Annotated in this window: 16 protein-coding genes; 13 read left to right on the top strand and 3 right to left on the bottom strand. The window is 41.2% G+C overall.

The window, feature by feature from the left end; translation table 11 throughout:
- The first annotated feature begins 139 nt into the window (after positions 1-139).
- From FFM84_RS05550 to FFM84_RS05540, 3 genes are read left to right on the top strand one after another with little or no spacing between them, the layout of a single operon-like run.
- The gene (locus tag FFM84_RS05550; protein WP_130844605.1) at positions 140-1,117 is read left to right on the top strand and encodes a LacI family DNA-binding transcriptional regulator; all 978 of its coding nucleotides are present in this window, start codon (positions 140-142) and stop codon (positions 1,115-1,117) included.
- Position 1,118: 1 nt separating this feature from the next.
- Positions 1,119-1,865, top strand: a complete 747-nt coding sequence (locus FFM84_RS05545) for an alpha/beta hydrolase (protein WP_130844606.1) — start codon at positions 1,119-1,121, stop codon at positions 1,863-1,865.
- Between the two features lie 22 nt (positions 1,866-1,887).
- On the top strand, positions 1,888-2,736 hold the full coding sequence (locus tag FFM84_RS05540) for a helix-turn-helix domain-containing protein (RefSeq protein ID WP_130844607.1): 849 nt from the start codon (positions 1,888-1,890) through the stop codon (positions 2,734-2,736).
- Positions 2,737-2,792: 56 nt separating this feature from the next.
- Here the strand turns inward: FFM84_RS05540 and FFM84_RS05535 are convergent, their stop codons facing one another.
- Complete coding sequence (locus FFM84_RS05535; RefSeq protein ID WP_130844608.1) at positions 2,793-3,764, bottom strand: AraC family transcriptional regulator; 972 nt, start codon at positions 3,762-3,764, stop codon at positions 2,793-2,795.
- Between the two features lie 190 nt (positions 3,765-3,954).
- On the opposite strand from FFM84_RS05535, the gene FFM84_RS05530 reads away from it, so the two are divergent.
- The 6 genes from FFM84_RS05530 to FFM84_RS05505 all read left to right on the top strand — a co-directional run bounded on the left by FFM84_RS05530 (position 3,955) and on the right by FFM84_RS05505 (position 14,522).
- Positions 3,955-5,277: an MFS transporter gene (locus tag FFM84_RS05530; protein WP_225425267.1), complete on the top strand. Its 1,323-nt coding sequence runs from the start codon at positions 3,955-3,957 to the stop codon at positions 5,275-5,277.
- 25 nt (positions 5,278-5,302) lie between these two features.
- On the top strand, positions 5,303-6,553 hold the full coding sequence (locus FFM84_RS05525; RefSeq protein WP_130844609.1) for an MFS transporter: 1,251 nt from the start codon (positions 5,303-5,305) through the stop codon (positions 6,551-6,553).
- A gap of 21 nt (positions 6,554-6,574) precedes the next feature.
- A complete protein-coding gene (locus tag FFM84_RS05520) occupies positions 6,575-8,722 on the top strand; it encodes an alpha-L-rhamnosidase (protein WP_130844610.1) in 2,148 nt (715 codons plus the stop codon).
- Between the two features lie 94 nt (positions 8,723-8,816).
- On the top strand, positions 8,817-9,845 hold the full coding sequence (locus tag FFM84_RS05515) for an aldose epimerase family protein (protein ID WP_130844611.1): 1,029 nt from the start codon (positions 8,817-8,819) through the stop codon (positions 9,843-9,845).
- A gap of 410 nt (positions 9,846-10,255) precedes the next feature.
- Positions 10,256-12,211 carry a sugar MFS transporter gene (locus FFM84_RS05510; protein ID WP_130844612.1) on the top strand — a complete coding sequence of 652 codons (1,956 nt, stop codon included), beginning with the start codon at positions 10,256-10,258 and terminating at the stop codon, positions 12,209-12,211.
- A gap of 85 nt (positions 12,212-12,296) precedes the next feature.
- Positions 12,297-14,522 carry an alpha-galactosidase gene (locus FFM84_RS05505; RefSeq protein WP_130844613.1) on the top strand — a complete coding sequence of 742 codons (2,226 nt, stop codon included), beginning with the start codon at positions 12,297-12,299 and terminating at the stop codon, positions 14,520-14,522.
- A gap of 108 nt (positions 14,523-14,630) precedes the next feature.
- Here the strand turns inward: FFM84_RS05505 and FFM84_RS05500 are convergent, their stop codons facing one another.
- Both FFM84_RS05500 and FFM84_RS05495 read right to left on the bottom strand, forming a co-directional pair.
- Positions 14,631-15,599, bottom strand: coding sequence for a beta-galactosidase small subunit (locus FFM84_RS05500; RefSeq protein WP_130844614.1), 969 nt, complete (start codon positions 15,597-15,599; stop codon positions 14,631-14,633).
- Positions 15,586-17,475 (bottom strand): glycoside hydrolase family 2 TIM barrel-domain containing protein, encoded by a 1,890-nt coding sequence (locus FFM84_RS05495; RefSeq protein ID WP_130844615.1) that lies wholly within the window; start codon positions 17,473-17,475, stop codon positions 15,586-15,588. Before FFM84_RS05495 ends, FFM84_RS05500 begins: the two co-directional genes overlap by 14 nt.
- A gap of 301 nt (positions 17,476-17,776) precedes the next feature.
- Here FFM84_RS05495 and FFM84_RS05490 point away from each other — a divergent pair, with 301 nt between their 5' ends.
- The 4 genes from FFM84_RS05490 to FFM84_RS05475 all read left to right on the top strand — a co-directional run bounded on the left by FFM84_RS05490 (position 17,777) and on the right by FFM84_RS05475 (position 22,552).
- Positions 17,777-18,943 (top strand): galactokinase, encoded by a 1,167-nt coding sequence (locus FFM84_RS05490; RefSeq protein WP_130844616.1) that lies wholly within the window; start codon positions 17,777-17,779, stop codon positions 18,941-18,943.
- A 46-nt stretch (positions 18,944-18,989) separates the two neighbouring features.
- Positions 18,990-19,994, top strand: a complete 1,005-nt coding sequence (galE, locus tag FFM84_RS05485) for a UDP-glucose 4-epimerase GalE (protein ID WP_130844617.1) — start codon at positions 18,990-18,992, stop codon at positions 19,992-19,994.
- Positions 19,994-21,460, top strand: a complete 1,467-nt coding sequence (locus FFM84_RS05480; protein WP_130844618.1) for a UDP-glucose--hexose-1-phosphate uridylyltransferase — start codon at positions 19,994-19,996, stop codon at positions 21,458-21,460. Before galE ends, FFM84_RS05480 begins: the two co-directional genes overlap by 1 nt.
- A gap of 90 nt (positions 21,461-21,550) precedes the next feature.
- The gene (locus tag FFM84_RS05475; RefSeq protein WP_130844619.1) at positions 21,551-22,552 is read left to right on the top strand and encodes a LacI family DNA-binding transcriptional regulator; all 1,002 of its coding nucleotides are present in this window, start codon (positions 21,551-21,553) and stop codon (positions 22,550-22,552) included.
- Positions 22,553-23,033: the final 481 nt, after the last annotated feature.

Below are 23,033 nucleotides of genomic sequence, written 5' to 3'. Positions count from 1 at the left end.
AAATTTAATTTAACTTGAATATAAGGCAGGACTTTTTCAGATATAATGGCGTATTATCAATAATAGAAGAACTTAGTTATTATTCGCTGCGATTAGTATTCTGTTAGTAGTCGACCGATAACGACAAGGAGGAACTAAATTGGTAGGAATACGTGATATAGCTGATAAAGCTGGTGTTTCCATTTCGACGGTTTCTTATGCTTTAAACGATAGTGATAAAGTGACCGCTGAAACGAAAAAACGCATTTTAGAAATTGCAGATAAATTGCACTATACCCCTAATTTAGCGGGTCGAATGTTAAAAAAGCAAAAAACCAATATGATTGGGATGTATATTGCAAGTTTTGGTGGTTATTTTTATCACCACATGATTGATGGTGTTGCGCAGGTCTTGCGAGAGAACAACTATGAATTGATTATTGGTTCCGGCGGAAGTCATTCACGTGAGTTTATTCCGCAACACTTAGTAGATGGTGCGATTGTTTTAGATTCGGATTTTCCAACGAGTTTGATTGAACGTTATGCCAATGCAGGTAATCAAATTGTCGTGATGGACCGTGAAATTAAAGTTCCAAATGTTCGACAAGTACTATTGGGAAACCAGGCGGGGGCTATTCAAGCAGTTGACACGTTGTTAACTGCTAATCCGGATGCCGTTGTCTTTATTACCGGTCCGTCAGATTCAAATGATTCCCAATTGCGCCTGCAGGCCGGGTTAACGAGAATGGATCAATGTTCTGACAAACCAGTACTTGTTATTCATGGAGATTTCACTGTTGATAGTGGTCATCATGCCGCGGATATGATTGCTAAAATGGGTCATAGAAACGTGGGGGTGTTTGCCTTGAATGATGAGATGGCTATTGGGTTGTACGAGCGTTTACCAGAATTAGGTTTGAAACCCGGTGTTGATGTCAAAATTGTTGGGTTTGATAATGATTCTTTAGGTCCATATTTAACGCCAGCGTTAACGACTATTGATTATTCGAAACATGGCTGGGGTGAATTAACGGCTAAAACATTAATCAATATGATTGAAGGAAAACAAACGGTCAAAAATCAGGTTCTTAAGACTAAAGTTATTCATCGTGGTTCACTTGGTGAAACGGAGTGTTGAGATGATTATAAATCACATGCGAATGGGTTCGCGGGCTTTAGGGATGCAAACGAGTGTTAATGTTTTGTTACCAGATTATCCGCAACCTAATTTGCCCATTTTACTATTACTACATGGCTTAGGGGATGATGAAAATACCTGGCTTGAACAGACCAGGTTAACAGCTGTCATTGGTGAGCGACAATTAGCGGTTATTATGCCCCGAGTAGATCGTAGCTATTATACTGATACTGTGGCGTCAGGCTACTTTAAATTTGTTAGTCAAGAGTTGCTAGGGCGATGCCGACAAGTGTTTTCATTGTCGTCTTTAGCAAGTCAAACTTTTGTCGGTGGGGTTTCTATGGGGGGGTTTGGTGCCTTAAAAGTGGCCCTAAATAAGCCAGATGATTTCGCTGGTGTACTGAGCTTTTCTGGTGTCACAGATTTAATCAAGCAGTGGCAATTGAATCCAGATCGTGATGACTGGTTTAAAAGTATGTATGGTACACAAGCTAAGATGTTGGAAACGATAGATGATTTATCAGGATTGGCTGCTAATTGGCCGCAAAATAAACGAAAACCGATTGTTTGGCAATTCTGTGGTCAATCTGATCCGTTTAATAAGATGAATGCAGAATTTCATAAACAATTGATCTTACATCAATTCCAGACAACTTATTTAACACTGCCTGGAGCACATACCTGGTCTGTTTGGAATCGATCCTTAGATTCAGCGATGGCGTTTTTAGACAATCAGTTATTTAAGTAATGGTTGAAACGAGGTGAGTGGGATGATTACGCCGGCAGAAATTAAGCAAATTTTTCCAGAGGCTAATTTTAGTCATGCGCCACGACTTGACTCAAGCTTAGTTGAATTTAAAATTGCATCGCAGACGTGGTGCAGCTTAGAAAAAACATCATTCAATCAACGGGAATTAGTCTTGCTAGACTTGATGAGTCAACCGAAAGAAATGATTAAACCAAACAATCGTTGGTATTCATTTCTATTTGAGCAAGGTGATCTTATTGATTATGACTCACCTGTTAGACTGTTACAATTTAATGTGCATTTTACTGATTTTGAGAGTACGCCTGATGCGTGGCAAGCGGCACTACTGAGCATGTTTGCACAGTCAGTTGAAGGGTTTTGGCTTAATGCAACGATGTTTATCTTAATTGAGCCTAATCAGTCTGATTTAGTGAGCGACGATGATTTGATGGCTATGTTGCACACGGTTGATGCTGATTTTTTTACTGATACGACGGTATTTATAGGACATGTTTGGACTGTTGATTCTATGTTGCCGGTTATCTTTAAGGATGAGCGACGGCTGTTTAAAAGCAATCCGCCACAAAAGGTTAATCATATTACGAATACAATTTTTGAGTATTTGTTTACTAAGAAAGTTCGGCAACAACCGGTTTTTGTTGCATTGAAAGCTCAGATTAAAGATAATCAACAAAATGTTGAAATGATATTAATGCTTTATCAACAACAAGGTAATTTAAAGTCAACGGCTGAACATCTCTATATTCATCGCAATACGTTGTTATATCGGTTAGATAAATTTAATCGAGAAGTGGGATTTAATTTGAAAGAAATGGATGACTTGGTGTTTTGTCATTTGTTGCTAACGTGAACAGCTAAAAAGAGACCATAACGTTGATTTATTGAAATCGTCGTTATGGTCTCTTTTTAGGCCTTGTCGGTATACTTTTGTCGATACATCTCAGGTGTGAGTTGTAAATGCTTTTTATAAATTCTAAAAAGGGGCGCTGCATTTTGATAGCCCATTTGATTTGCGATGGTTGTAATAGTTTGGGTGGATTCGATAAGCAATTTTTGTGATTCAACTAGTCGTTTTTGTTCAATTAAAGCTTGAAAAGTATGTCCAGTTTCAAGCTTTATTTTATTACTGAGATAATTGCTATTGTAGCCAAAATACTTAGCAACCGTGGTTAAGTTGGTATTTGTATAATGTTCATCGATGTATTGTAGTACTTTTAGAAAATCGTTTTTCTTTTTTGGTAGGCCAGATGCTTGAATCTTTTTAGAGTTAGATAATTCTGTCAAGAACGCCGATAGTATTAGATTCATGGAGCGTCCTTTAAATTTGGTATGCTGATAATTTTTTTCAATTAAACTATTGATCAGATTACGTGCAATCGTATTTTGACTAATATCGAAAATGATGAAGTCGTTGTGCGTAGCGGCTTTTTTTGATGCCGTCATAATAAAATTGGTAATTAAGTCGTTAGAGTGAGATAGGTTTGTCAGAATATCAGCCATAATGGAACTGTCCTGAATTAAGATATTAATTAAAATATCTTGTTCATTAGTGTAGTCCAAACTATGGGTAACACCTTGGTCCATCATTAATAATTGGTGCTCTTGTAAGGTGATGTGTTGGCCGTTAATATTTTGTTGGCACTGACCAGAATACATATAGTTTAGTTCAATAAAGTTATGAGTATGTGCGGCTGTGTAAGCGAACCGATGATGTTTCAGAATATAGATATTACCTTCGGAGAAAAATTGAGCTTCAGGGAGCTTAGGAGTATTTGATTGAGTATAGTTAATATTTAATTCATTGAAATCCTGTCCGTTTTTTAACTGTTGATGTTCGATTGTATCAATCTGATGTAACTTTTGATCTAACGAAAACATAATATGCCTCCCAATTTGGATGAACTGTAAGACTGATATCTTTATTGTAAATCAAATCTATAGTAATAGGACTATCTTTAAAAAAATATGTAATTTAAATAGTTAATGTATGTATTGAGGTTATTGTTAAAAGATATGAAAGCGGTTAAATTTAGAACGTAGAGGTTGGATAAGAAAGGATGCGAGTGATGTGAGTAGTAAAAATGGTAAGGGAAGTTTAGTTAAAAAGTATTCACCATTGGCGACTGCAGCAGGAATTGGTTCAATGTTGGGGTCTGGGTGTATTATCGGACTTTCAGCTACGTTACCTGTTTGGAAAGCTGGTTTAAATTTATCGGTTGCTGAAATCGGCATAATTTCAGGATCGTTAACCTTTGCGATTGCTTTTGGTTCATTACTGGCTGGTCAAATTACAAAATGGTTTGGGTTGATTCGAGCTTTTAACTGGCTAAATCTTATTTATGCAGTAGGTGCTGGATTATGTATTGCGGCAACTAATTTTATTGCTTTGTTTGTCGGCGTGATCGTTATTGGACTGGCTTCAGGCTGTGATTTGCCGATTAGTTTAACGGTTGTTTCACACGATGCACCAGATGAGGCAACTTCAGCTGAATTGATCTCGTCAACTCAAATTTTTTGGATGATTGGAGTTTTCATTTCTTATATTTGTTCATTCCTATTATCAGGTGTGAAGGGTGTTTTGGGTGCTAGATTAGTATTTGGTATTTTATTAGTATTTGCTATTATTACGTGGTTATGGCGGACGCTTTCAAAACAATTTCGGCAATTTCATGAAGATGATGCAGCTCGTCAAGCTGCCAAGACTACCACAGCTTCTGCACAAAAGATTTCACTGAGGGAGTTATTCGATGGTACAAATGGTCGTAAATATCTAAAGTACTTTGTTGCTATTTTAACGTTTTACGTTTTTTGGAATTTAATTGCGAATACTTGGGGACAGTTTCAAACATACGCATTAACTAATGCTGGGGCCAGTCAAACGCAGGCAACAGGATTAGGCATTATCTTAAATTTAGTTGCTTTACTAACAACTATTGCATTTGCTTCCGTAGCAGGTGGTAAATGGCGTAATGTGGCTTTCTTTGTAGGTGCATTTATTCAATTAGGTGCGTTAGTTGGTATGGCATTTATTGGTGGTAGTGCTGGCTTTATGCCATTAGCAATTACGATTGGACTATATAATGTTGGAAGTCCACTAGCAGGAGAATCAATCTATAAAGTCTGGACACAAGAATCATTTCCGATGCAAGCTAGGGCTTCTCTGCAAGGGATTATTAATGGATCATCGCGGATGGTTTGTGGTTTGTTTGCGTTAGTTACCCCATTCTTAGTAATGCCATCCCATATTAAAATGTCGATGTTTGGTTTTTCTGGAATTGTTGTGGTCGTTATTATTGCTGGTACAACAATGATGCATCTGCAACATAAATATCATCAAGTTACGGCAAAGTCTGAAGCAAACGAAGGCTCAACTGTATCGGCTAATCAGTAAATCCTAGCTTGAAGGAGTGACCATTATGGCCTCAAAAAAAATCAAAAAAGTAATAGCGGTTTCATTAAATAATTTTTTGGATTCTGGTTGCATTGTAGCTGGAGCAAGCGGGTTAGCACTTTGGGCTAAAGCTTTTCACATGAGTAGTTTTTTAGTCGGATTACTTGGTGCGCTGAGTGCCAACGCAGTTGGGGCAGCAATTGGGGCACTAATTGGTGGTTATTTAACAGACCGATTTGGCCGAAAGTTGATTTACACCTACAATATGTTGCTCTATATGTTAGGGTGCTTGATCGTGATACTAGCATTTAATCCGATAATGCTTTTCATTGGATTTATTACTTTAGGTATCTCAGTCGGAGCTGGGGTTCCAGCGAGTTGGAGCTATATTTCAGAAACCTCTGATTCTAAAAATCGAGGTAGTAACATTGGGCTGTCACAACTGTTCTGGGCGTTGGGGCCAACATTTGTATTCATTGTTGCAACGATAACGTCGCCACTGGGACTACTAGGAAACAGGATTGTCTTCTTAATGTTGCTGATTGTCGCTTTTGTTGCTTGGCTATTGCAGCGACAATTACAGGAGTCACAAGCGTGGCAAGATGATAATAAAGGCCAGGCGATTAAACATGATAGTTATCGAGAACTCTTAACCAATAAAATCAATTTAAAAAACATACTGTTCTTGGTTTCGGTTTATCTATTTTGGAATTTAGTCGCGAGCTCATCGGGTTTCTTTATGCCGTTTGTATACAGCTCAGTTGGGCATATTTCATATAGCTATACACAAGTTATTTCAGCTATCGCTGGAATTGTCAATGCACTGGCAGCCTACTTTATTTTTACAATGTTTGTTGACAAAACGAGCCATCGCTTAATGTTTTTTATTAGTGCGATTGGATCGGTTATTTCTTGGATTAGTTTGACATTCTTTGGCTTTAATCAATTAGGTTTGTGGACCTACGTTATTCTTTGGAATGGCTGCGGTGCTTTTGGACCACAAGCTTTTTATGCTTTGTGGTCGACTGAGCTCTTTCAAACGCGATATCGTGGGGCCGCGCAAGGTTTAATGTTTTTCTTAGTGCGTGCCAGTAGTGGTGTGATGTCAATCGCTTTTCCGATCATCATTGCATCAATTGGGTTTCAGTTTGCCGGTTATATGATGATCTTTTTCTTAACGATTTCATTGGTTGTTGGTACAATCTGGACACCAAAGACGCGTGGCAAAGATTTAACTGAAATTTCAGCTGAAGTTTACCAGGAAAAACAAAATTAGGACATTTGGAGGAAATTAAAAATGAGTTGGATTACAAAGCAGCAGGAACAACGACATCCTTTACAATTTGAAAAAACATTCACTTTAGAAAGCTTGCCGAATACTGCAATAGCTAAAATATCTTCAATCGGTAATTATGTGATTACTGTCAATGGCCAGTCTGTGACAGATATGGTACTAACGCCAGGGTATACATCTTTCAGAAAGCGTTTACAATATCAAACAATTGATATTGTAAACGCTTTGGTAAAAGGAGCTAATAAATTAGTAATTGAAGTTGGTGGTGGTTGGCAGCTAACTAAATTAGATATGGATATTCATTGGCTCGAAAAGGAGCAATTGTCTGAATCGGTGTATTGTGATTTGAGCTTGAATTATGCGGATCATGTTGTGCAGTTGATGAGTGATGAAACTTGGCAAGTTTCGACCAGTCAAACGGAAGTTGCAGATTTATATGGTGGTGAAGTCACAGATTATTCACGGCCAGTGCAGTTATTAGGTAATGCAGAAAAAATTAAGTTTCCATATGATCAATTAGTTCCTCAGACTGGTCCTGATGTTACTGAAATGATTACTGTATTTTCTCGACAAATTATAACAACACCTAAAGGTGAATGTGTGATTGACTTTGGTCAGAATTTAACTGGATATGTTGAAATTAATGGTGATTTTGTCGATGGACAGCATATTGATATTTCACATGCGGAGGTATTAGATGTTGATGGCAATTTCTACAATGCTAATTATCGAGGAGCCAAATCACAACTATCATATGTTACGTCTGCTGAAGTGCATACGTTAAAGCCTAAATTTACGTTTTTTGGGTTTCGGTACATTCGATTGGATCATTATCCTGAAACTTCAGCGAACGAGTTAATGCAAAGTCTGGTTGCAAAAGTTGTTTACTCGAAGATGCAACGAACTGGATCATTTCGAACTTCTAATGATAAAGTCAATCAATTGTATGACAATGTTATTTGGGGACAGCGTAGTAACTTTTTAGATATACCAACTGATTGTCCTCAACGTGATGAACGAGCAGGTTGGACAGGAGATGCACAGGTCTTTATTAACGCCGCTAGTTACAACTATAATGTCAGTCAATTTTTTGATAAATGGTTAGCTGACTTAAATCTTGATCAATATGAAAATGGTGGTGTCCCACAGATTATCCCTAATTGTGGTAATCGGTTAAGCAGTGCTGCGTGGGGAGATGCCGCAACGATTATTCCATGGCGTATTTACTTGTTTTATAACAAATTACCGTTGCTAAAACGGCAATTTGATAGTATGAAACGGTGGGTAGATTATATTACAAAGACAACAGATGAACCAGCGCTGTGGACGGGTACAGATCATTTAGGCGATTGGCTTGGGTTGGATGCCCCAAAGGGTTCTTATAAGGGCAGTAGCCGTGAAGATTTAATTGCAACCGCATTTTATGCGCATTCAACGTGGTTATTAATTAAAGCCGGTCGAGTATTAAATAAAGATGTTGCTAGTTATGTTGAATTGTATCATGAGATAAAACAAGCGTTTAATCAACGTTTTTCCGAATTGAAAACACAAACGGAATTAGCATTAGGGCTACATTTCAAATTAGTATCGGACAGTGATTCTGCAGCTAAAAAATTAGTTGAATTAATTCGGCAAAACAATAATCATTTAACAACAGGGTTTGTTGGAACGCCATATTTGTTGCATGCCCTGAGTGAATCCGGATATAGTCAAGTTGCTTATGATTTGTTATTGCAAAAAACATATCCCTCATGGTTATATCCAGTTAGCAAAGGTGCCACAACTATCTGGGAACACTGGGATGGTATTAAAGAGGATGGGTCATTCTGGAGTCCGGATATGAATTCGTACAATCATTATGCTTATGGAGCAGTGGCAGATTGGATGTATGAAAATGTTGGTGGAATTCGAGTACTAGATGATCACCCGGGATTAAGTAAAATTGCTATTAGGCCAGAATTTGATCAGCGGCTTACTTGGGTTGAAACAAAGTTAAAAGTGGCTGCAGGGACTATTGAAGTTTATTGGAAACAAATTTCGCCTAAAAAATATCGTATTGATGTAACAAGCCCTGTGCCATTTGTTTTTGGTCATCAAGATGAAAAGGCTTATGATGCAGGTAATTATGTGTTTTACGATCAACTGAATTGAAAATACTAATAATTTAGGTAAAATTTTACCAATGATTAGGTGAGTTTTGCTATAATATCCATGAAAGCGTTTTAAATCATGGAGGTGCGTTAATTTGGAAACTAAAAAATCAGTATTTGGTCAATTAGATGGTCAAGATGTCATCAAGTATACTTTGGTAAATGACCGTAAAACTCGGATCTCAGTCTTAAGTTATGGTGGAACTTGGCAAGAGTTTGTCGTTAACGAAAACGGTACGGAACGGCCACTCATCTGGGGTCTCGACAGCATGGCAGATTACCAACGTGTTGGCTATTGCCTTTGTCAATCAATCGGTCGGGTAGCCGGTCGGATTGGTGGTGCCAAATTCGATATCGATGGTCAAACTTACAACGTCGACATGAATGAACAAACTCATTCCTTGCATGGTGGTGCCCATGGCTTCAATACTTTGCTCTTTGATGGTGACTTTAGTCAAACAACTGATAGCGCCAGTGTAACGTTGAGCCGCCATATTGAATCAACTGAAGATGATTATCCTGGTAACTTAGACGTACAAATTAAGTTCACGCTGGACAATCAAGATCGTGTCAGCATTGCCTTTACAGGTGATACGGATGCCGCAACCCTCTTTAACCCAACGAACCATGTTTATTGGAATGTTACGAACGATCGCACTTCGTTAGTCAACCAAACGTTACAAATTCATAGTGATCAACGACTAGAATTTGATGGCGAAAAAGTGCCAACGGGTAAGCGGCTAGCGGTTAAAGATACGGCCTATGATTTCAACTACCCACAACCTGTTCAAAGTGCACTAGATCAATTGAAAGTTGAAAGTGATGGCATTGAATTCGATGATGCTTACGAAGTAACGCCAAGTACCACTGAACCAATCGCTGTTGTCGGTGATACTGACGGTCATCGTCAAGTAAAGATTTACTCAGATCGAAATAGTTTGATTATTTATACGGCCAATCCGTTTGATCCGGCTAAAGAAACCGCTCATCAATATAATGCGTTAGCGACTGAGGCGCAAACGTTACCTGATGCCATTAACCATGATGGCTTTGGAGATATTGTTTTACGACCTGATCAAGCTGTGACCCACACGATTAGTTACCAATATGAACATTTAGCCTAACCAAAAAAGTAAGGGCCCCATCAGATGATGGGGCCCTTACTGTACCTAATAATCAAGTTAATCATAACATACTATGAGCGTAAGTGTGATTGAAAAGTAAATCTCGAAATAGTGTGCCATCAAATGCTGGGTAAAAACAGTAATGTTTTATTAATTTACTAAAACAATTAAATTAAATTTATTATGCAAATTAATTTGTTATTAACGTACACGACAACGCCGTGTAATCGCTGACATAAACACGTATTCTGTAATTAAACAGATCAATGTATAACCTCGAAAAAGTAGAGAAGAAAACAATGTTTTAATAAAATAATTACGCAAGTTTTACTAAAAAGCGTTGACATCTTTCTTGAAAACGATTACATTAGTAACTGTAATTTACAACAAGGAAGATGTGAGGCGATACTATGACTGATACAAAATCAGCTGCTGAAACCAAAGGCCAACAAGTAAAATCTCGTTTGGCGTATTCATTTGGTGCTTTTGGACATGATGCGTTTTATGCAACCTTATCCACCTACTTTATTATGTTTGTGACATCGCATTTGTTTGATAAGAGTAGTGGGAGTCAAGGTGCCAAGATGATTGCTTACATTACATTAATCATCGCGGCTTTACGGTTCGTTGAATTGGCAATCGATCCACTAATTGGGAATGCGATTGATAATACAAATTCTCGCTGGGGCCATTTCAAGCCATGGATTCTTGCCGGTGGGACGATCGGTTCAATTGTTTTAGCTATTTTATTCACGAATATGGGTGGTTTAAATACGTCTAGCCCAATTCTATATTTAATTATTTTTGCTATTTTATACATCACGATGGATATTTTCTATTCGTTTAAAGACGTTGGTTTTTGGTCAATGATTCCTGCCATTTCATTTGATTCGGCAGAACGTGAAAAGACGGCGACTTTTGCCCGGGTTGGTTCTAACATTGGGGCTAACTTGGTTGGGGTTGTTGTTATGCCAATCGTGCTTTACTTCTCAACGAACGCTAATAGTGGCCAAGGGGATACCAAAGGGTGGTTTGCTTTCGGGCTAATCATTGCGTTGATCTCTTGGATCTCAGCGGTTGCCGTTGGATTTGGGACTAAAGAAAATGATTCTGAATTACGTCAAAATGCTGAAAAGACAACTTTCAAAGATGTCTTCAAAGTATTGGGCCGTAATGATCAATTAATGTGGTTATCGTTAACTTACGGGATTTACACGGCCGGGATTGCGATCACCAACTCATTGGAACTTTACTACTTTACGTATATTATGGGGAATGCCGCACAATACTCATTGTTGGCAACCTTGAACGCCATTATCGGGATCTTCTCTGTTTTGGCCTTCCCACCATTAGCTAAGAAATTTAGCCGGCGGAAAGTGTTCTTCTTAGCCATTGCAGTGATGATTGTGGCTTTAATCTTATTTGCCATCTCTGGTGATTCTTTACCAATGGTCTTAACTTCAGCCGTTTTATTCTACATTCCACAACCACTTATTTTCTTAGTTGTCTTGATGGTCTTGAGTGATTCTGTTGAATATGGTCAATTGAAGTTTGGTCACCGTGACGAATCATTGACGTTATCTGTTCGTCCACTTTTGGACAAACTTGGTGGTGCCATTTCTAACGGGATCGTTGGTTTAACTGCCGTTTGGGCTGGGATGACTGCCGGGGCAACCTCTGGTGATATTACCGCTCATGGCCAAATGATCTTCAAGTTAATGATGTTTGGGATTCCAGCTGCCATGGTCTTAATTGGGACGTTCATTTTCTTTAAGAAAGTTAAATTGGATGAAAAGATGCATGCTGAAATCGTTGATGAACTTGAAAAGACTTGGCACGAACACTTGGATACCGACGAACCAATGGCCCAAGTTGAAGCTGAAGTTGCTGCTAAGACAACGACTTATCAAGTGCCAGTTACTGGGACGATGATCAGTTTAGCTGATGTTTCAGATGCCAACTTTGCTAATGGGACAATGGGTAAAGGGTTCGCGATCAAACCAGCTGATGGTGGTGTTTATGCGCCATTTGATGGGGTTGTTGAAGCGACCTTCCCATCACGTCATGCGATTGGGTTACGTTCGGACAATGGTATTTTAACCTTGATTCATATTGGGGTTGGCACTGTTAATATGCGTGGGACTGGTTTTGTTCAATACGTTGAAAAGGGTGATCATGTCACTCAAGGTCAAGAATTGATTGAATTCTGGAACCCAGCAATTGTGAAAGCTGGCTTGGATGACACCGTGATGGTTGTTGTTTCAAACTACAAAGATATCGATGACTTTAAGTTCTTGAAGGAAACTGGCAATGTCGCGCATGGTGACGATGCTTTGCAACTTTCAAATCCAGGGTCAAAAGCGTAATAAGCGTTGAAGAGAGACTAAGTCCACTAATGTAGGGGGATTTGGCCTCTCTTTTTGCAAAAACAACCTAAAGGAGCTCACAAAAATGGCACTTCAACATTTAACAAAGACAACCGATTTGATTCAAGTCGACGACCACCAACAGGTCTTTCACTTACAAAACAATGACATATCCTATGTTTTAGGCGTCGAAACCGGCGACGTCTTAGCGCACTTGTACTTTGGCCCTCGGATTGAACAATATCATGGTGAACGCCAGTATCCCCGGATTGATCGGGGGTTTTCTGGCAATTTGCCACAGTCGCTGGATCGGACGTATTCAAAGGATGATGTCCCACAAGAATATGCCGGCAATAATACTGGGGATTATCGGTTACCGGCGGCGGTGATTCGCGCTGAGAATGGTGCACGGACGGTTGACTTTCGGTATCAAACTTATCGAGTTAGTGACGGTAAACCAGACCTAACTGGCTTACCACAAACTTATGTTGAAGCTGACAATGAAGCCCAGACTTTAACCGTGTTATTAAGCGAAGCAACGTTAAATTTACAATTAGAATTAAACTATACGATTTATCGTGATCGTCCGGTAATTACCCGTAGTGCCCGTGTGATTAATCGAGGCGAATCCGCGGTTAATATTGAAAAGCTAGCGTCAATGCAATTAGATTTACCAACGGAACCTTTAGAGGTCATCTCACTACCTGGTAGTTATGCGCGTGAACGTCAATTGACGCGGCAACCAATTCCTCGTGGTTTGACCCAATTCGAAAGTCGTCGCGGTGGCAGTTCGCATCATATGAATCCCTTCATGGCCTTAGTCACACCACAAACAACGGAGTTCAGTGGCGCGGCACTTGGAGTCCTATTGATTTATTCTGGAAATCATCAGCTAAGTTTGGAAAAAGACGCCATTGGGCAAACACGGGTGATGGCTGGCATCAATGAATACAATTTTGACTGGCAATTAGCTCCGGAACAGTCGTTTCAAACGCCAGAAGTCGCAATGGTTTACTCGAATACTGGCCTGAATGGTATGTCACAAAGTTATCATAGTCTATTAAGAGAGCGTGTCGCTCGCGGTCAGTATCGCAATGCTGATCGGCCCATTTTGATTAATAATTGGGAGGCGACTTACTTTGATTTTGACGCGGGTAAGATTCAACAGATTTTAGATGCGGCGGCACCTTTAGGCATTGAAATGTTCGTGTTAGATGATGGCTGGTTTGGCCATCGTAATGATGACAACAGTTCGCTAGGGGATTGGGTGGTTAATCGAGATAAGTTACCTGGTGGTTTAAGTCAAATTGCGGCTCAAACGCATGCGAAGAAGATGCGTTTTGGCTTGTGGTTTGAACCGGAAAATATTTCTGAGGATTCGGATCTGTTCAGACAGCATCCTGATTGGGCCTTAGGCGTTCCTAACCGTGGGCGGACGTTATCACGCAATGAATATGTGCTAGATTTTAGTAATCCATTGGTTGTTGATAATTTGTATGAACAGATGACGGTGGTACTAGATGAAGTGCCAGTTGATTATATCAAATGGGACATGAATCGAAACTTGACAGAAGTTTATTCGGCAGCGTTAGCCCCCGCGCAACAAGGTGAAGTCAGTCATCGCTATATTTTAGGTGTTTATGACTTGATGGAACGGTTGACGAAACGTTACCCACAGATCCTATTTGAAGGTTGTTCAGGCGGTGGCGGTCGTTTTGATGCCGGTTTGTTGTACTATATGCCACAAAGTTGGCCATCAGATAATAATGACCCCATTGAACGGTTAAAAATTCAATATGGGACGTCATTAGTTTATCCGATCTCATCAATTACAGCGCATGTGGGTACGAGTCCTGATGAGTTATTAGGTCGATCAACAAGCATGGATATGCGTGGTGCAGTTGCGATGAGTGGCACGTTGGGCTATGAACTGGATGCTTCGGCCTTGAGCGATGCAGATAAGCAGGCTGTGATTGGCCAGATTAAGTTTTACAAAGAGCATCGGCATTTGATTCAATATGGCACTTTTTATCGGTTAGAAAGTCCATTTACGTCTAATACTGTAGCTTGGCTATTTGTCAGTCCTGATCAAAGCGAAGCCTTATTGTATCGGTTTGTTGTGCAGGGCATGGTACAGCCTGAACCGCACATTACCAAATTAGCCGGGCTAAAGCCACAAGCACAGTACTTGGATACGGGTAGTGAACAAGTTTATGGTGGCGATGAGTTAATGAACGTGGGTCTTTATACGACACCGGTTCAAACGAGTGATTTTATGGCCCAGATTAATTATTTTAAAGTGTTAGATTAACAGAAAAAGGTGCGATTGGCTTTTGGAGCTAATCGCACCTTTCTTAGTTAACAATACGAAAAAGGAGACTGCGATGAATGCGCAATCTCCCTTAATTTCTGATACGATTTAGTTTTCTGGTACATCAATCGTAAAGCTCAAATCAATATCTTTATCGGCCGGAATGTGGTACTGAGCTTCAACATCTGTTCCCCAACTATCAATCCCACCGACCCCACGTACAGCGCCGAAGATCCCTAAAACAGTGCGGCGAGCTAACGGCAATTCTTCAAGATGGGTGGCACTTTCAAGTTCAATTGCAGTGTATGGCAAGCAACTGAATGCGAATGGTTGGTCAACTTGGGTAAATGTTAAGGCCATTGGCTTAGCCACTTGATCAGCATTATTTTGTGTCGTGTTGCGATGCACGGTCACTTGTTTGGTTTGCATGTGCATGCCGCATTCTTGTGGCACCAAGTATGGCGTTACGGGCATGCCATCAACGTGATACGTCCCAGGTACACCGCCAGCCAAGCGATCAGGATAAGTTTCACCAGATAAACCGGTGTAATCAAAGCCAGTGGCCGTCGTTGGCATTGTGAAACGGACGCCAAAAGTTGGCAATTCTGGTAAATCAGTATGCCCGGTGTAGTGGGCATTGATCGTGATTTGACCACTTGGCTTCACGGTGTAAGTCATCGTTACCGGCGTACTTGGCACCGTGTTGGTTGCGAAGGTAAACGTTAAGGCGACTTCATCAGCAAATTCTTGATTGCTATAACGATTGTTAACTGGTGCGACTGGCAATTCGGGTAATTGTTGCCCATCAACGGTAACACTGACTTGTTGGCAAGTCGTGAATTGATCAGCAGCAAACCATTGGGCCGACTTTACTGAGAAGCCACTGCCGTGATCATTATCGGTTGTCGCCCGCCAAAAAGTTGGTATTGGCGTCCGGTATAGCCATTCACGGTCATTAACCACGAGTGATTCTAAACCGCCGCGTTCGTAACTAAAGAGGTAATGGAAGTTAGGTCCTTGCAGGCCTAATGTGCCATCGCCAAAGACAACATGTAATTTTTCATTAGTGTAAGCCATAATAATATTTCACCTCTTGCATTGCGGGTTTTGGTGTCCGATCAGCAAACATAAGTCCATCACCTGAGAATTCATAATCAGAATGACGGTCATCAAAGTCGCCACCATAACGTAAGACGTCTTGATCCGTAATTGAATCGTGAACCCAGAGGGCTTGGTCGATAAAGTCCCAAATGAACCCGCCTTGATACATTGGGTAACGGTCAATTAAATCATTGTAAGAAGACATTCCACCAAGTGAATTGCCCATGTCATGCATGTATTCGCAATTCAAGAATGGCTTAGCTGGATGATCATCCAAGTAAGCCGCGATTTGATCAGGCTTTTCGTACATCCGACTTTCAACATCTGAAATGCGATCTTTGAGTTCTGGGGTGTGCACGACGCCTTCGTAGTGGACCAACCGAGAGTCATCATGTTCTTTGTAGAATTCTTGCATTTTAGCGATATCTTCGCCAGCGTAAGATTCATTGCCAAGTGACCAGAAGATAATTGAGACGTGATTTTTGAACCATTCGTAGTTTGACCGTGCCCGATCAATGACGGCCGCTAACCAATGCGGATTGTCGCCAGGCACATTGTAAGAAGGTTCAATGGCGCCCATCTTTTGCCATGAGCCGTGAGATTCGAGGTTGTTTTCAGCCATTAAGTAAATCCCAGCTTCATCACATAAAGTATACCAAGGTAATTGGTCAGGGTAGTGACAAGTTCGATCAGCGTTGATGTTGTTATCAAGCATCGTTTGAATATCGGCTTGCATGTCGGCCATCGTAATTGCCCGGCCGGTCTTGGCATTCCATTCATGGCGGTTAACGCCATTGATAACTAAGCGTTCGTTATTGACGTAGATCACTTTGTCATCGCGGAGTTCCACTGATCGGAAGCCAAACTCATAAGGCACGATTTCTAATAGTTGCCCATCTGCGGCTAACGTTTCAATCGTCAGGTGATACAACGTTGGTTGCTTAGGTGACCATAACGCAACTTGGTCAAAGTGAAGCGTATCGAAAGTCACGTTTTCCTGGCCAGCTTGCGTTTGGGTGGCGAGGGTTTGACCATTGGCATCGGTAACCGTTAACTTAATGGTAGCACTATCGGTGGCGTCACCGGATAGTTTAGCCGAGACGTTTAAGACGCCACTTTGATAATTGTTCGTGACGACTGGACGAATATCTAAATCATCGACATGCGCTGCCGGGAGCGCCAGTAAGTTGACATCGCGGAAAATCCCGGAGAAGCGGAACATATCTTGATCTTCAATAAAAGCGGCGGTTGAGCGATTGTAAACGCGGACCGCTAAGTGGTTCGTACCCGCTTGTAAGTAAGGGGTTAAGTCGAATTCAGATGGGGTGAAACTATCTTCGGCGTAACCGACGAAATGGCCGTTTAACCAAACGTAGAGGGCTTCTTCGACACCTTGAAATTGAATAATCGTCCGTTTGTTTTGGAAGCTGTCAGGTAAGTCGAAGTCTTTTAAGTAAGAGCCAACGGTATTGTCATCGGCATCACTAAAGAGACCGTCGACTAAACTGTCAGAATTTAAGGTATACGGTGGGCGGCGATAGATTTGGCCATCCCAAGGATATAAGGTATTAATGTAGTTAATTTGGCCATAACCTGCCAATTCAATGTGACCAGGCACCTGAATCGTGTCAAAGTCGGTTGCATCGAAGTCTGGTTGGTAAAAGTCAATAGGGCGTTTTGCCGGGGTTTTGGCAAAGTTAAATCGCCATGTCCCATTTAAAGATTGAACGAGACTGCTCTGTTGTTGCTTTAGTTCGGTCGTCGTTTGATAAAAGTGATGGTCACTGTGGGCCGGAAGTTGGTTCACGCGGAACACTTCGGGGTCATCTAACCAATTGAGTGCTGCTTGCATAGATTGCGGCTCCTTTCAAAGTTCACTAAAAATAAAACGCTTTCAATTATTATCATAAAACAAAAAATGGTACTTGTATATAATATTTAGTTAAAGTTTAACTAAATGATGAAAATTTTATTCCTGAAATCGCCAGCGAACTAATCAATAATAGGATTAAATCAGGCTTTATAAATGAGAATAAGTTAACCGCTACCATTCTGATAATAACAGGATTTTGAAAGCGGTTGACAAACCAACTTAAAAGGCTTATATTCAAATTAATAAAGTTTTAGTAAAACAACTAACGGAGGGTCTACCTATGAAAACCAGCGATTTAAAACAAGAATTCCAAGCCATCTTTGAAAGCGAACCAGAACGTGTCTTCTTCTCACCTGGCCGGATTAACTTAATTGGTGAACATACCGACTACAATGGTGGTCACGTTTTCCCATGTGCCATTACGATTGGGACTTACGGTGTCTACAAAGCGCGGACCGATAAGACGGTGCGGATGTATTCAGCTAATATTCCAGATCAAGGCATTGTGACCTTTGACGTGGATGATTTAACTTATCGCAAGGAAGCTGGCTGGACCAACTATCCTAAAGGAATGATGGATGAACTTGTTAAAGCTGGTTACAGTTTTGACCATGGATTTGATCTTTACATTCATGGGAATATGCCTGATGGCGCTGGTTTATCTTCATCAGCCTCAATCGAATTATTAACTGGGATTGTGTTGAAGTCAGGGTTTGATTTAGATATCAGCCAATTAGACTTAGTTAAGATTGGCCAAAAGTGTGAAAACAACTATGTTGGCGTTAATTCTGGGATCATGGATCAATTTGCTGTTGGAATGGGTAAAAAAGATCAAGCGATTTTACTCGACACTAACACGATGGATTATTCATACGCCCCAGTTAAATTAGGCGACTATGTGATCGTGATCATGAACACCAACAAACGTCGTGAATTAGCTGATTCTAAATATAATGAACGTCGCTCTGAATGTGAAGAAGCCTTACGTCGTTTACAAACGAAACTTGACATCAAGTCATTAGGTGACTTAACGGAAGACGAATTTGACGAAGCCGCTTACCTCATTAACGATGAAACGTTAATCAAGCGTGCTCGCCATGCTGTCTTCGAAAACCAACGGGCTATTCGGGCCACTAAAGCCTTAGCTAAAGATGATTTAACCACCTTTGGTAGCTTAGTCACAGCATCACACGTGTCCTTACACTTTGATTATGAAGTGACGGGTAAAGAATTAGATACGTTAGCTGAAACGGCTTGGGCTCAACCAGGTGTCTTAGGTGCCCGGATGACCGGTGCTGGTTTTGGTGGTTGTGGGATTGCTTTAGTTAAGAGCGACGAAGTGGATAACTTCAAACAAAATGTTGGTAAAGTTTATCGCGATACGATCGGTTACGATGCGGACTTCTACATTGCTGAAATCGCTGATGGTCCTAAAGAATTAGCTTAAAAAGTGGCAGTTAACAAAGATTGAGAATTGAATTGGAGGAATTAGCATGGCAGTTTTAGTTTTAGGTGGGGCTGGTTATATTGGGTCTCACGCTGTTGATCGGTTAGTTGCAAAAGGTTACGATGTGGCCGTTGTCGATAATTTGGTAACGGGGCATCGCGCCGCTGTCAATGATCAAGCCCGTTTTTATGAAGGGGACGTTCGTGATGTCGACTTCATGAACAAGGTTTTTGATCAAGAAGATATTGAAGGGGTCATTCACTTTGCGGCCTTTTCAGTGGTACCTGAATCCATGAAAGACCCATTGAAGTATTTTGATAACAACACCGCCGGGATGGTGAAGTTGCTTGAAGTAATGGCTAAACATGACGTGAAACGGATTGTCTTCTCATCAACGGCCGCCACTTATGGTGAACCTAAGCAAGTCCCAATCAAAGAAACTGATCCGCAAGTGCCAACGAATCCTTATGGTGAAAGCAAACTCGCAATGGAAAAGATCATGCATTGGTCAGATGTCGCTTATGGCATCAAATTTGTGGCGCTACGTTACTTTAACGTCGCTGGTGCCAAGCCTGATGGCAGTATCGGTGAAGATCATCATCCTGAAACCCACTTGGTCCCAATTATTCTCCAAGTGGCGGCGGGTGAACGCGATCAATTGTCAATCTTTGGCGATGATTATCCAACGCCGGATGGTACCAACGTTCGTGACTATGTCCACGTCGTTGATTTAGCCGATGCGCATATCTTAGCCTTAGACTACTTGAAGCAAGGTCATGATAGTAATGCCTTTAATCTCGGGTCTTCAACCGGGTTTTCTAACAAGCAAATGTTAGACGCCGCTCGTGAAGTCACCGGTAAACCAATTCCAGCCGTCATGGCACCACGTCGGGCTGGTGATCCTAGCACCTTAATCGCCGCTAGTGATAAAGCTCGGACCATTCTTGGTTGGACGCCACAATATGATGACGTTAAAGAAATTATCAAGACCGCTTGGAACTGGAAACAAAGTCATCCAGCTGGTTACGATGATCGGGGAGGCCAAGCCTAATGACGAGTGTCGACCAATTTACGGCGGCCGTCATTGCCTCAGCCGCACCTTATACTGAACTTGATGAATATTATGTGCACAACCGCATTTTAGGGTTAGTTGGTGACGACAATCCTGTTGAAGCTGTCGATGACCAATTAACGAGTTTAAACGATGCGTTGGTCCAAACAGCGATTAACAACGGCAAGATTGATGACACGCCATCGGATAAAGAAATTTTAGCCGATCAATTGATGGATCTGGTGACACCATTGCCATCAACGTTGAACCAAACATTTTGGAACAAGTATCAAACAAGTCCTCAAACGGCGACCGATTACTTCTTCCAATTGAGCAAAGCCAACGATTATATCAAAACGCGCGCGATTGCGAAAAATGTTGTGTTCCCCGCAAAGACGGACTTTGGTGATTTGGAAATCACCATTAACTTATCCAAACCTGAAAAAGATCCAAAAGCGATTGCGGCGGCGCGGAATCAACCGCAAGATGGGTATCCATTGTGCCAATTATGTATGGAAAATGAAGGCTACTTGGGCCGCTTGGGCTATCCCGCTCGGAGTAACCACCGGATTATTCGCTTAACCTTAGGTGGTGAAACTTGGGGCTTCCAATATTCCCCATACGCTTACTTCAATGAACATTCGATCTTCTTAGACCGAGTTCATCGACCAATGGTGATTAATCGTCAAACGTTCAGTAATTTATTAGAAATTGTTAAACAATTTCCACATTACTTTGTCGGTAGTAATGCGGACTTGCCAATTGTCGGTGGCTCGATGTTAACGCATGAACATTATCAAGGTGGTCGTCACGACTTCCCAATGATGAAAGCGCCGATTGCCCGTAAGATTGATGTGGGTGTCGCTAATGTTGAGGCGGGCATTGTTAAATGGCCAATGTCAACGATTCGTTTATCGAGTACTGATCAAGTGGCTTTGTTAGATGCCGCCACGAAGATTCACAATATTTGGATGACTTATTCTGATGAAAGTGTTGATGTTCGTGCTTATACCGATGGCGAACGTCATCACACCACGACGCCGATTGCGCGCAAAGTGGGCGACCAATATGTGATTGATTTGGTCTTGCGTGACAATCAAACGTCAGCTGAATTTCCTGATGGGATCTTCCATCCACATCAAGATGTGCAACACATCAAGAAGGAAAATATTGGTTTGATCGAAGTGATGGGTCGTGCGATTTTACCGGCACGATTGAAGACGGAATTGCATGAGGTCGAACAATATTTGTTAGGCCAAGCTAATGACATGGCTACGATGCATCAAACCTGGGCCGATGAAATCAAGGCTCAAAATAAGATTACAGCTGATAACGTGACCGAAATTGTGCAGCGTGAAGTGGGCAACGTCTTTGCGCGGGTGCTCGCCGATGCTGGGGTCTTCAAGTGGGATGATGCTGGTGAAGCCGCATTTGACCGTTTTGTAACTACCGTAAATGCTGATTAAAATAGCGTGATTAAACCCAGCTTTGTCAAAGCTGGGTTTAATGCGTACAATGGGACTTATAATGATTTTTATGAAAGAGGGGGCGATACCATGGCGACAACTTTAAAAGATATTGCCAAAGAAGTCGGGGTTTCATTGGCGACAGTCTCACGGGTGTTGAACTACGACCAATCGTTATCGGTCGGTGATGAAACTCGCCAACGGATTTTTACCGTGGCGGAAAACTTGCAATATTCAAAGAACAAACGGCATACCAATGCCCCAACGGCTAAGAAAAAATTAGCCATCGTGCAGTGGTATTCGGAATCTAAAGAACAAGATGATTTATATTACATGTCTATTCGGATGGGCATTGAACGTCAAGGACAAGCACGACAATTTGAAGTGACCAATATCTTTCAAAGTGATACGGGGCAATTAGACGCCGACGTCGATGCGGTAATTGCGGTCGGTAAGTTCAGTCCACAACAAGTTCAAACGATGGCCGCGTTAACGGATAAAATTGTTTTTGTGGATGACGATCAATTTGCGGCTGGTTTTGACAGTGTCTTGACCGACTTTAAGTTAGCCACCGAAAATGTCGTTGATTATTTCTGGAACCAAGGCATTCAAGCAATTGGGATGATTCACGCTAAGGAAATGACGACCGATCAAGCTGAAACGGTGGTTGATCAACGTTACTTGAGTTTCAAAACGGCGATGGAGAAACGTCATGCCTATCAACCGAAGTTTGTTTTTGAAGGCGATTATACGAGTCAATCGGGCTATGTCATGATGAAGCAAGCGATTGATACGTTGGGCAAAGATTTGCCGCGGGCGTTTTTCGTGGCTAATGATCCGATGGCTGCTGGTGCTTTAAAAGCCTTGCAAGCCGCAAATATTAAAGTGCCAGAACAAGTCAAAGTGTTCAGTTTTAACAATACGTCCTTAGCGACTTTTGTGTATCCAGAACTCAGCTCAGTGAACGTTGAAACCGAGCTGATGGGGGCGACCGCGGTTGACCTGATTGTCAATCGGCTACAAACCGGTCGGCAAGTGCCGCAACGTATTGAGCTAGGCACCCGTTTAGTAGCACGCGATAGTACGAAATAAATGATTTACTTAGTAGCGATGAGACGACCAATTAGTGGTTAGTTTCATCGCTTTTTTAGATGAGTAATTAAATTAGCCACCTACGCCAGCCAGTGATTCTGCCAGCTGTGGGGACCGGCTCCAGCCAAAGTGCGGGTTGCCACCTCGCTTTTGAGCCTAGCCAAAACCGCTAGTCTCAAAAGTCGTCCACATCGTAAGTCCGGAAAAATCATCCGGACTTACGATGTTTTCACGGTCGGCGCCATCACTGGCTGGCTTCGGTTATTTTATGGACATTAATTCATTCAAGCTATTATAACCAGAGCTCACATTGAGCCACTTTTGATTGGTGAATCTCTAATATATCAACGATGATACTCAAAAAGTAACTTTCGGCCTTAGTCATTAGTAGTAGTTAAATTAAAATAACAAAAAATTAAGTTGTACTAAAGATAGTTTTGGAATAGGAAAGATGTTAAACTAAACGAAACTATGAAGTTTA

Source organism: Lactiplantibacillus mudanjiangensis (assembly GCF_005405385.1).
GTDB classification, from domain to species: Bacteria; Bacillota; Bacilli; order Lactobacillales; family Lactobacillaceae; genus Lactiplantibacillus; species Lactiplantibacillus mudanjiangensis.
This window is presented reverse-complemented; position numbering and strand designations above follow the sequence as displayed.

What these genes read in the sequence shown, in the direction of transcription:
- FFM84_RS05545 (WP_130844606.1), top strand. Translation starts at nt 1,119, where the DNA reads ATGATTATAAATCACATGCGAATGGGTTCGCGGGCTTTAGGGATGCAA.
- FFM84_RS05475 (WP_130844619.1), top strand. Translation starts at nt 21,551, where the DNA reads ATGGCGACAACTTTAAAAGATATTGCCAAAGAAGTCGGGGTTTCATTG.
- FFM84_RS05505 (WP_130844613.1), top strand. Translation starts at nt 12,297, where the DNA reads ATGGCACTTCAACATTTAACAAAGACAACCGATTTGATTCAAGTCGAC.
- FFM84_RS05490 (WP_130844616.1), top strand. Translation starts at nt 17,777, where the DNA reads ATGAAAACCAGCGATTTAAAACAAGAATTCCAAGCCATCTTTGAAAGC.
- FFM84_RS05540 (WP_130844607.1), top strand. Translation starts at nt 1,888, where the DNA reads ATGATTACGCCGGCAGAAATTAAGCAAATTTTTCCAGAGGCTAATTTT.
- FFM84_RS05510 (WP_130844612.1), top strand. Translation starts at nt 10,256, where the DNA reads ATGACTGATACAAAATCAGCTGCTGAAACCAAAGGCCAACAAGTAAAA.
- FFM84_RS05535 (WP_130844608.1), bottom strand. Translation starts at nt 3,764, where the DNA reads ATGTTTTCGTTAGATCAAAAGTTACATCAGATTGATACAATCGAACAT.
- FFM84_RS05500 (WP_130844614.1), bottom strand. Translation starts at nt 15,599, where the DNA reads ATGGCTTACACTAATGAAAAATTACATGTTGTCTTTGGCGATGGCACA.
- galE (WP_130844617.1), top strand. Translation starts at nt 18,990, where the DNA reads ATGGCAGTTTTAGTTTTAGGTGGGGCTGGTTATATTGGGTCTCACGCT.
- FFM84_RS05525 (WP_130844609.1), top strand. Translation starts at nt 5,303, where the DNA reads ATGGCCTCAAAAAAAATCAAAAAAGTAATAGCGGTTTCATTAAATAAT.
- FFM84_RS05520 (WP_130844610.1), top strand. Translation starts at nt 6,575, where the DNA reads ATGAGTTGGATTACAAAGCAGCAGGAACAACGACATCCTTTACAATTT.
- FFM84_RS05480 (WP_130844618.1), top strand. Translation starts at nt 19,994, where the DNA reads ATGACGAGTGTCGACCAATTTACGGCGGCCGTCATTGCCTCAGCCGCA.
- FFM84_RS05495 (WP_130844615.1), bottom strand. Translation starts at nt 17,475, where the DNA reads ATGCAAGCAGCACTCAATTGGTTAGATGACCCCGAAGTGTTCCGCGTG.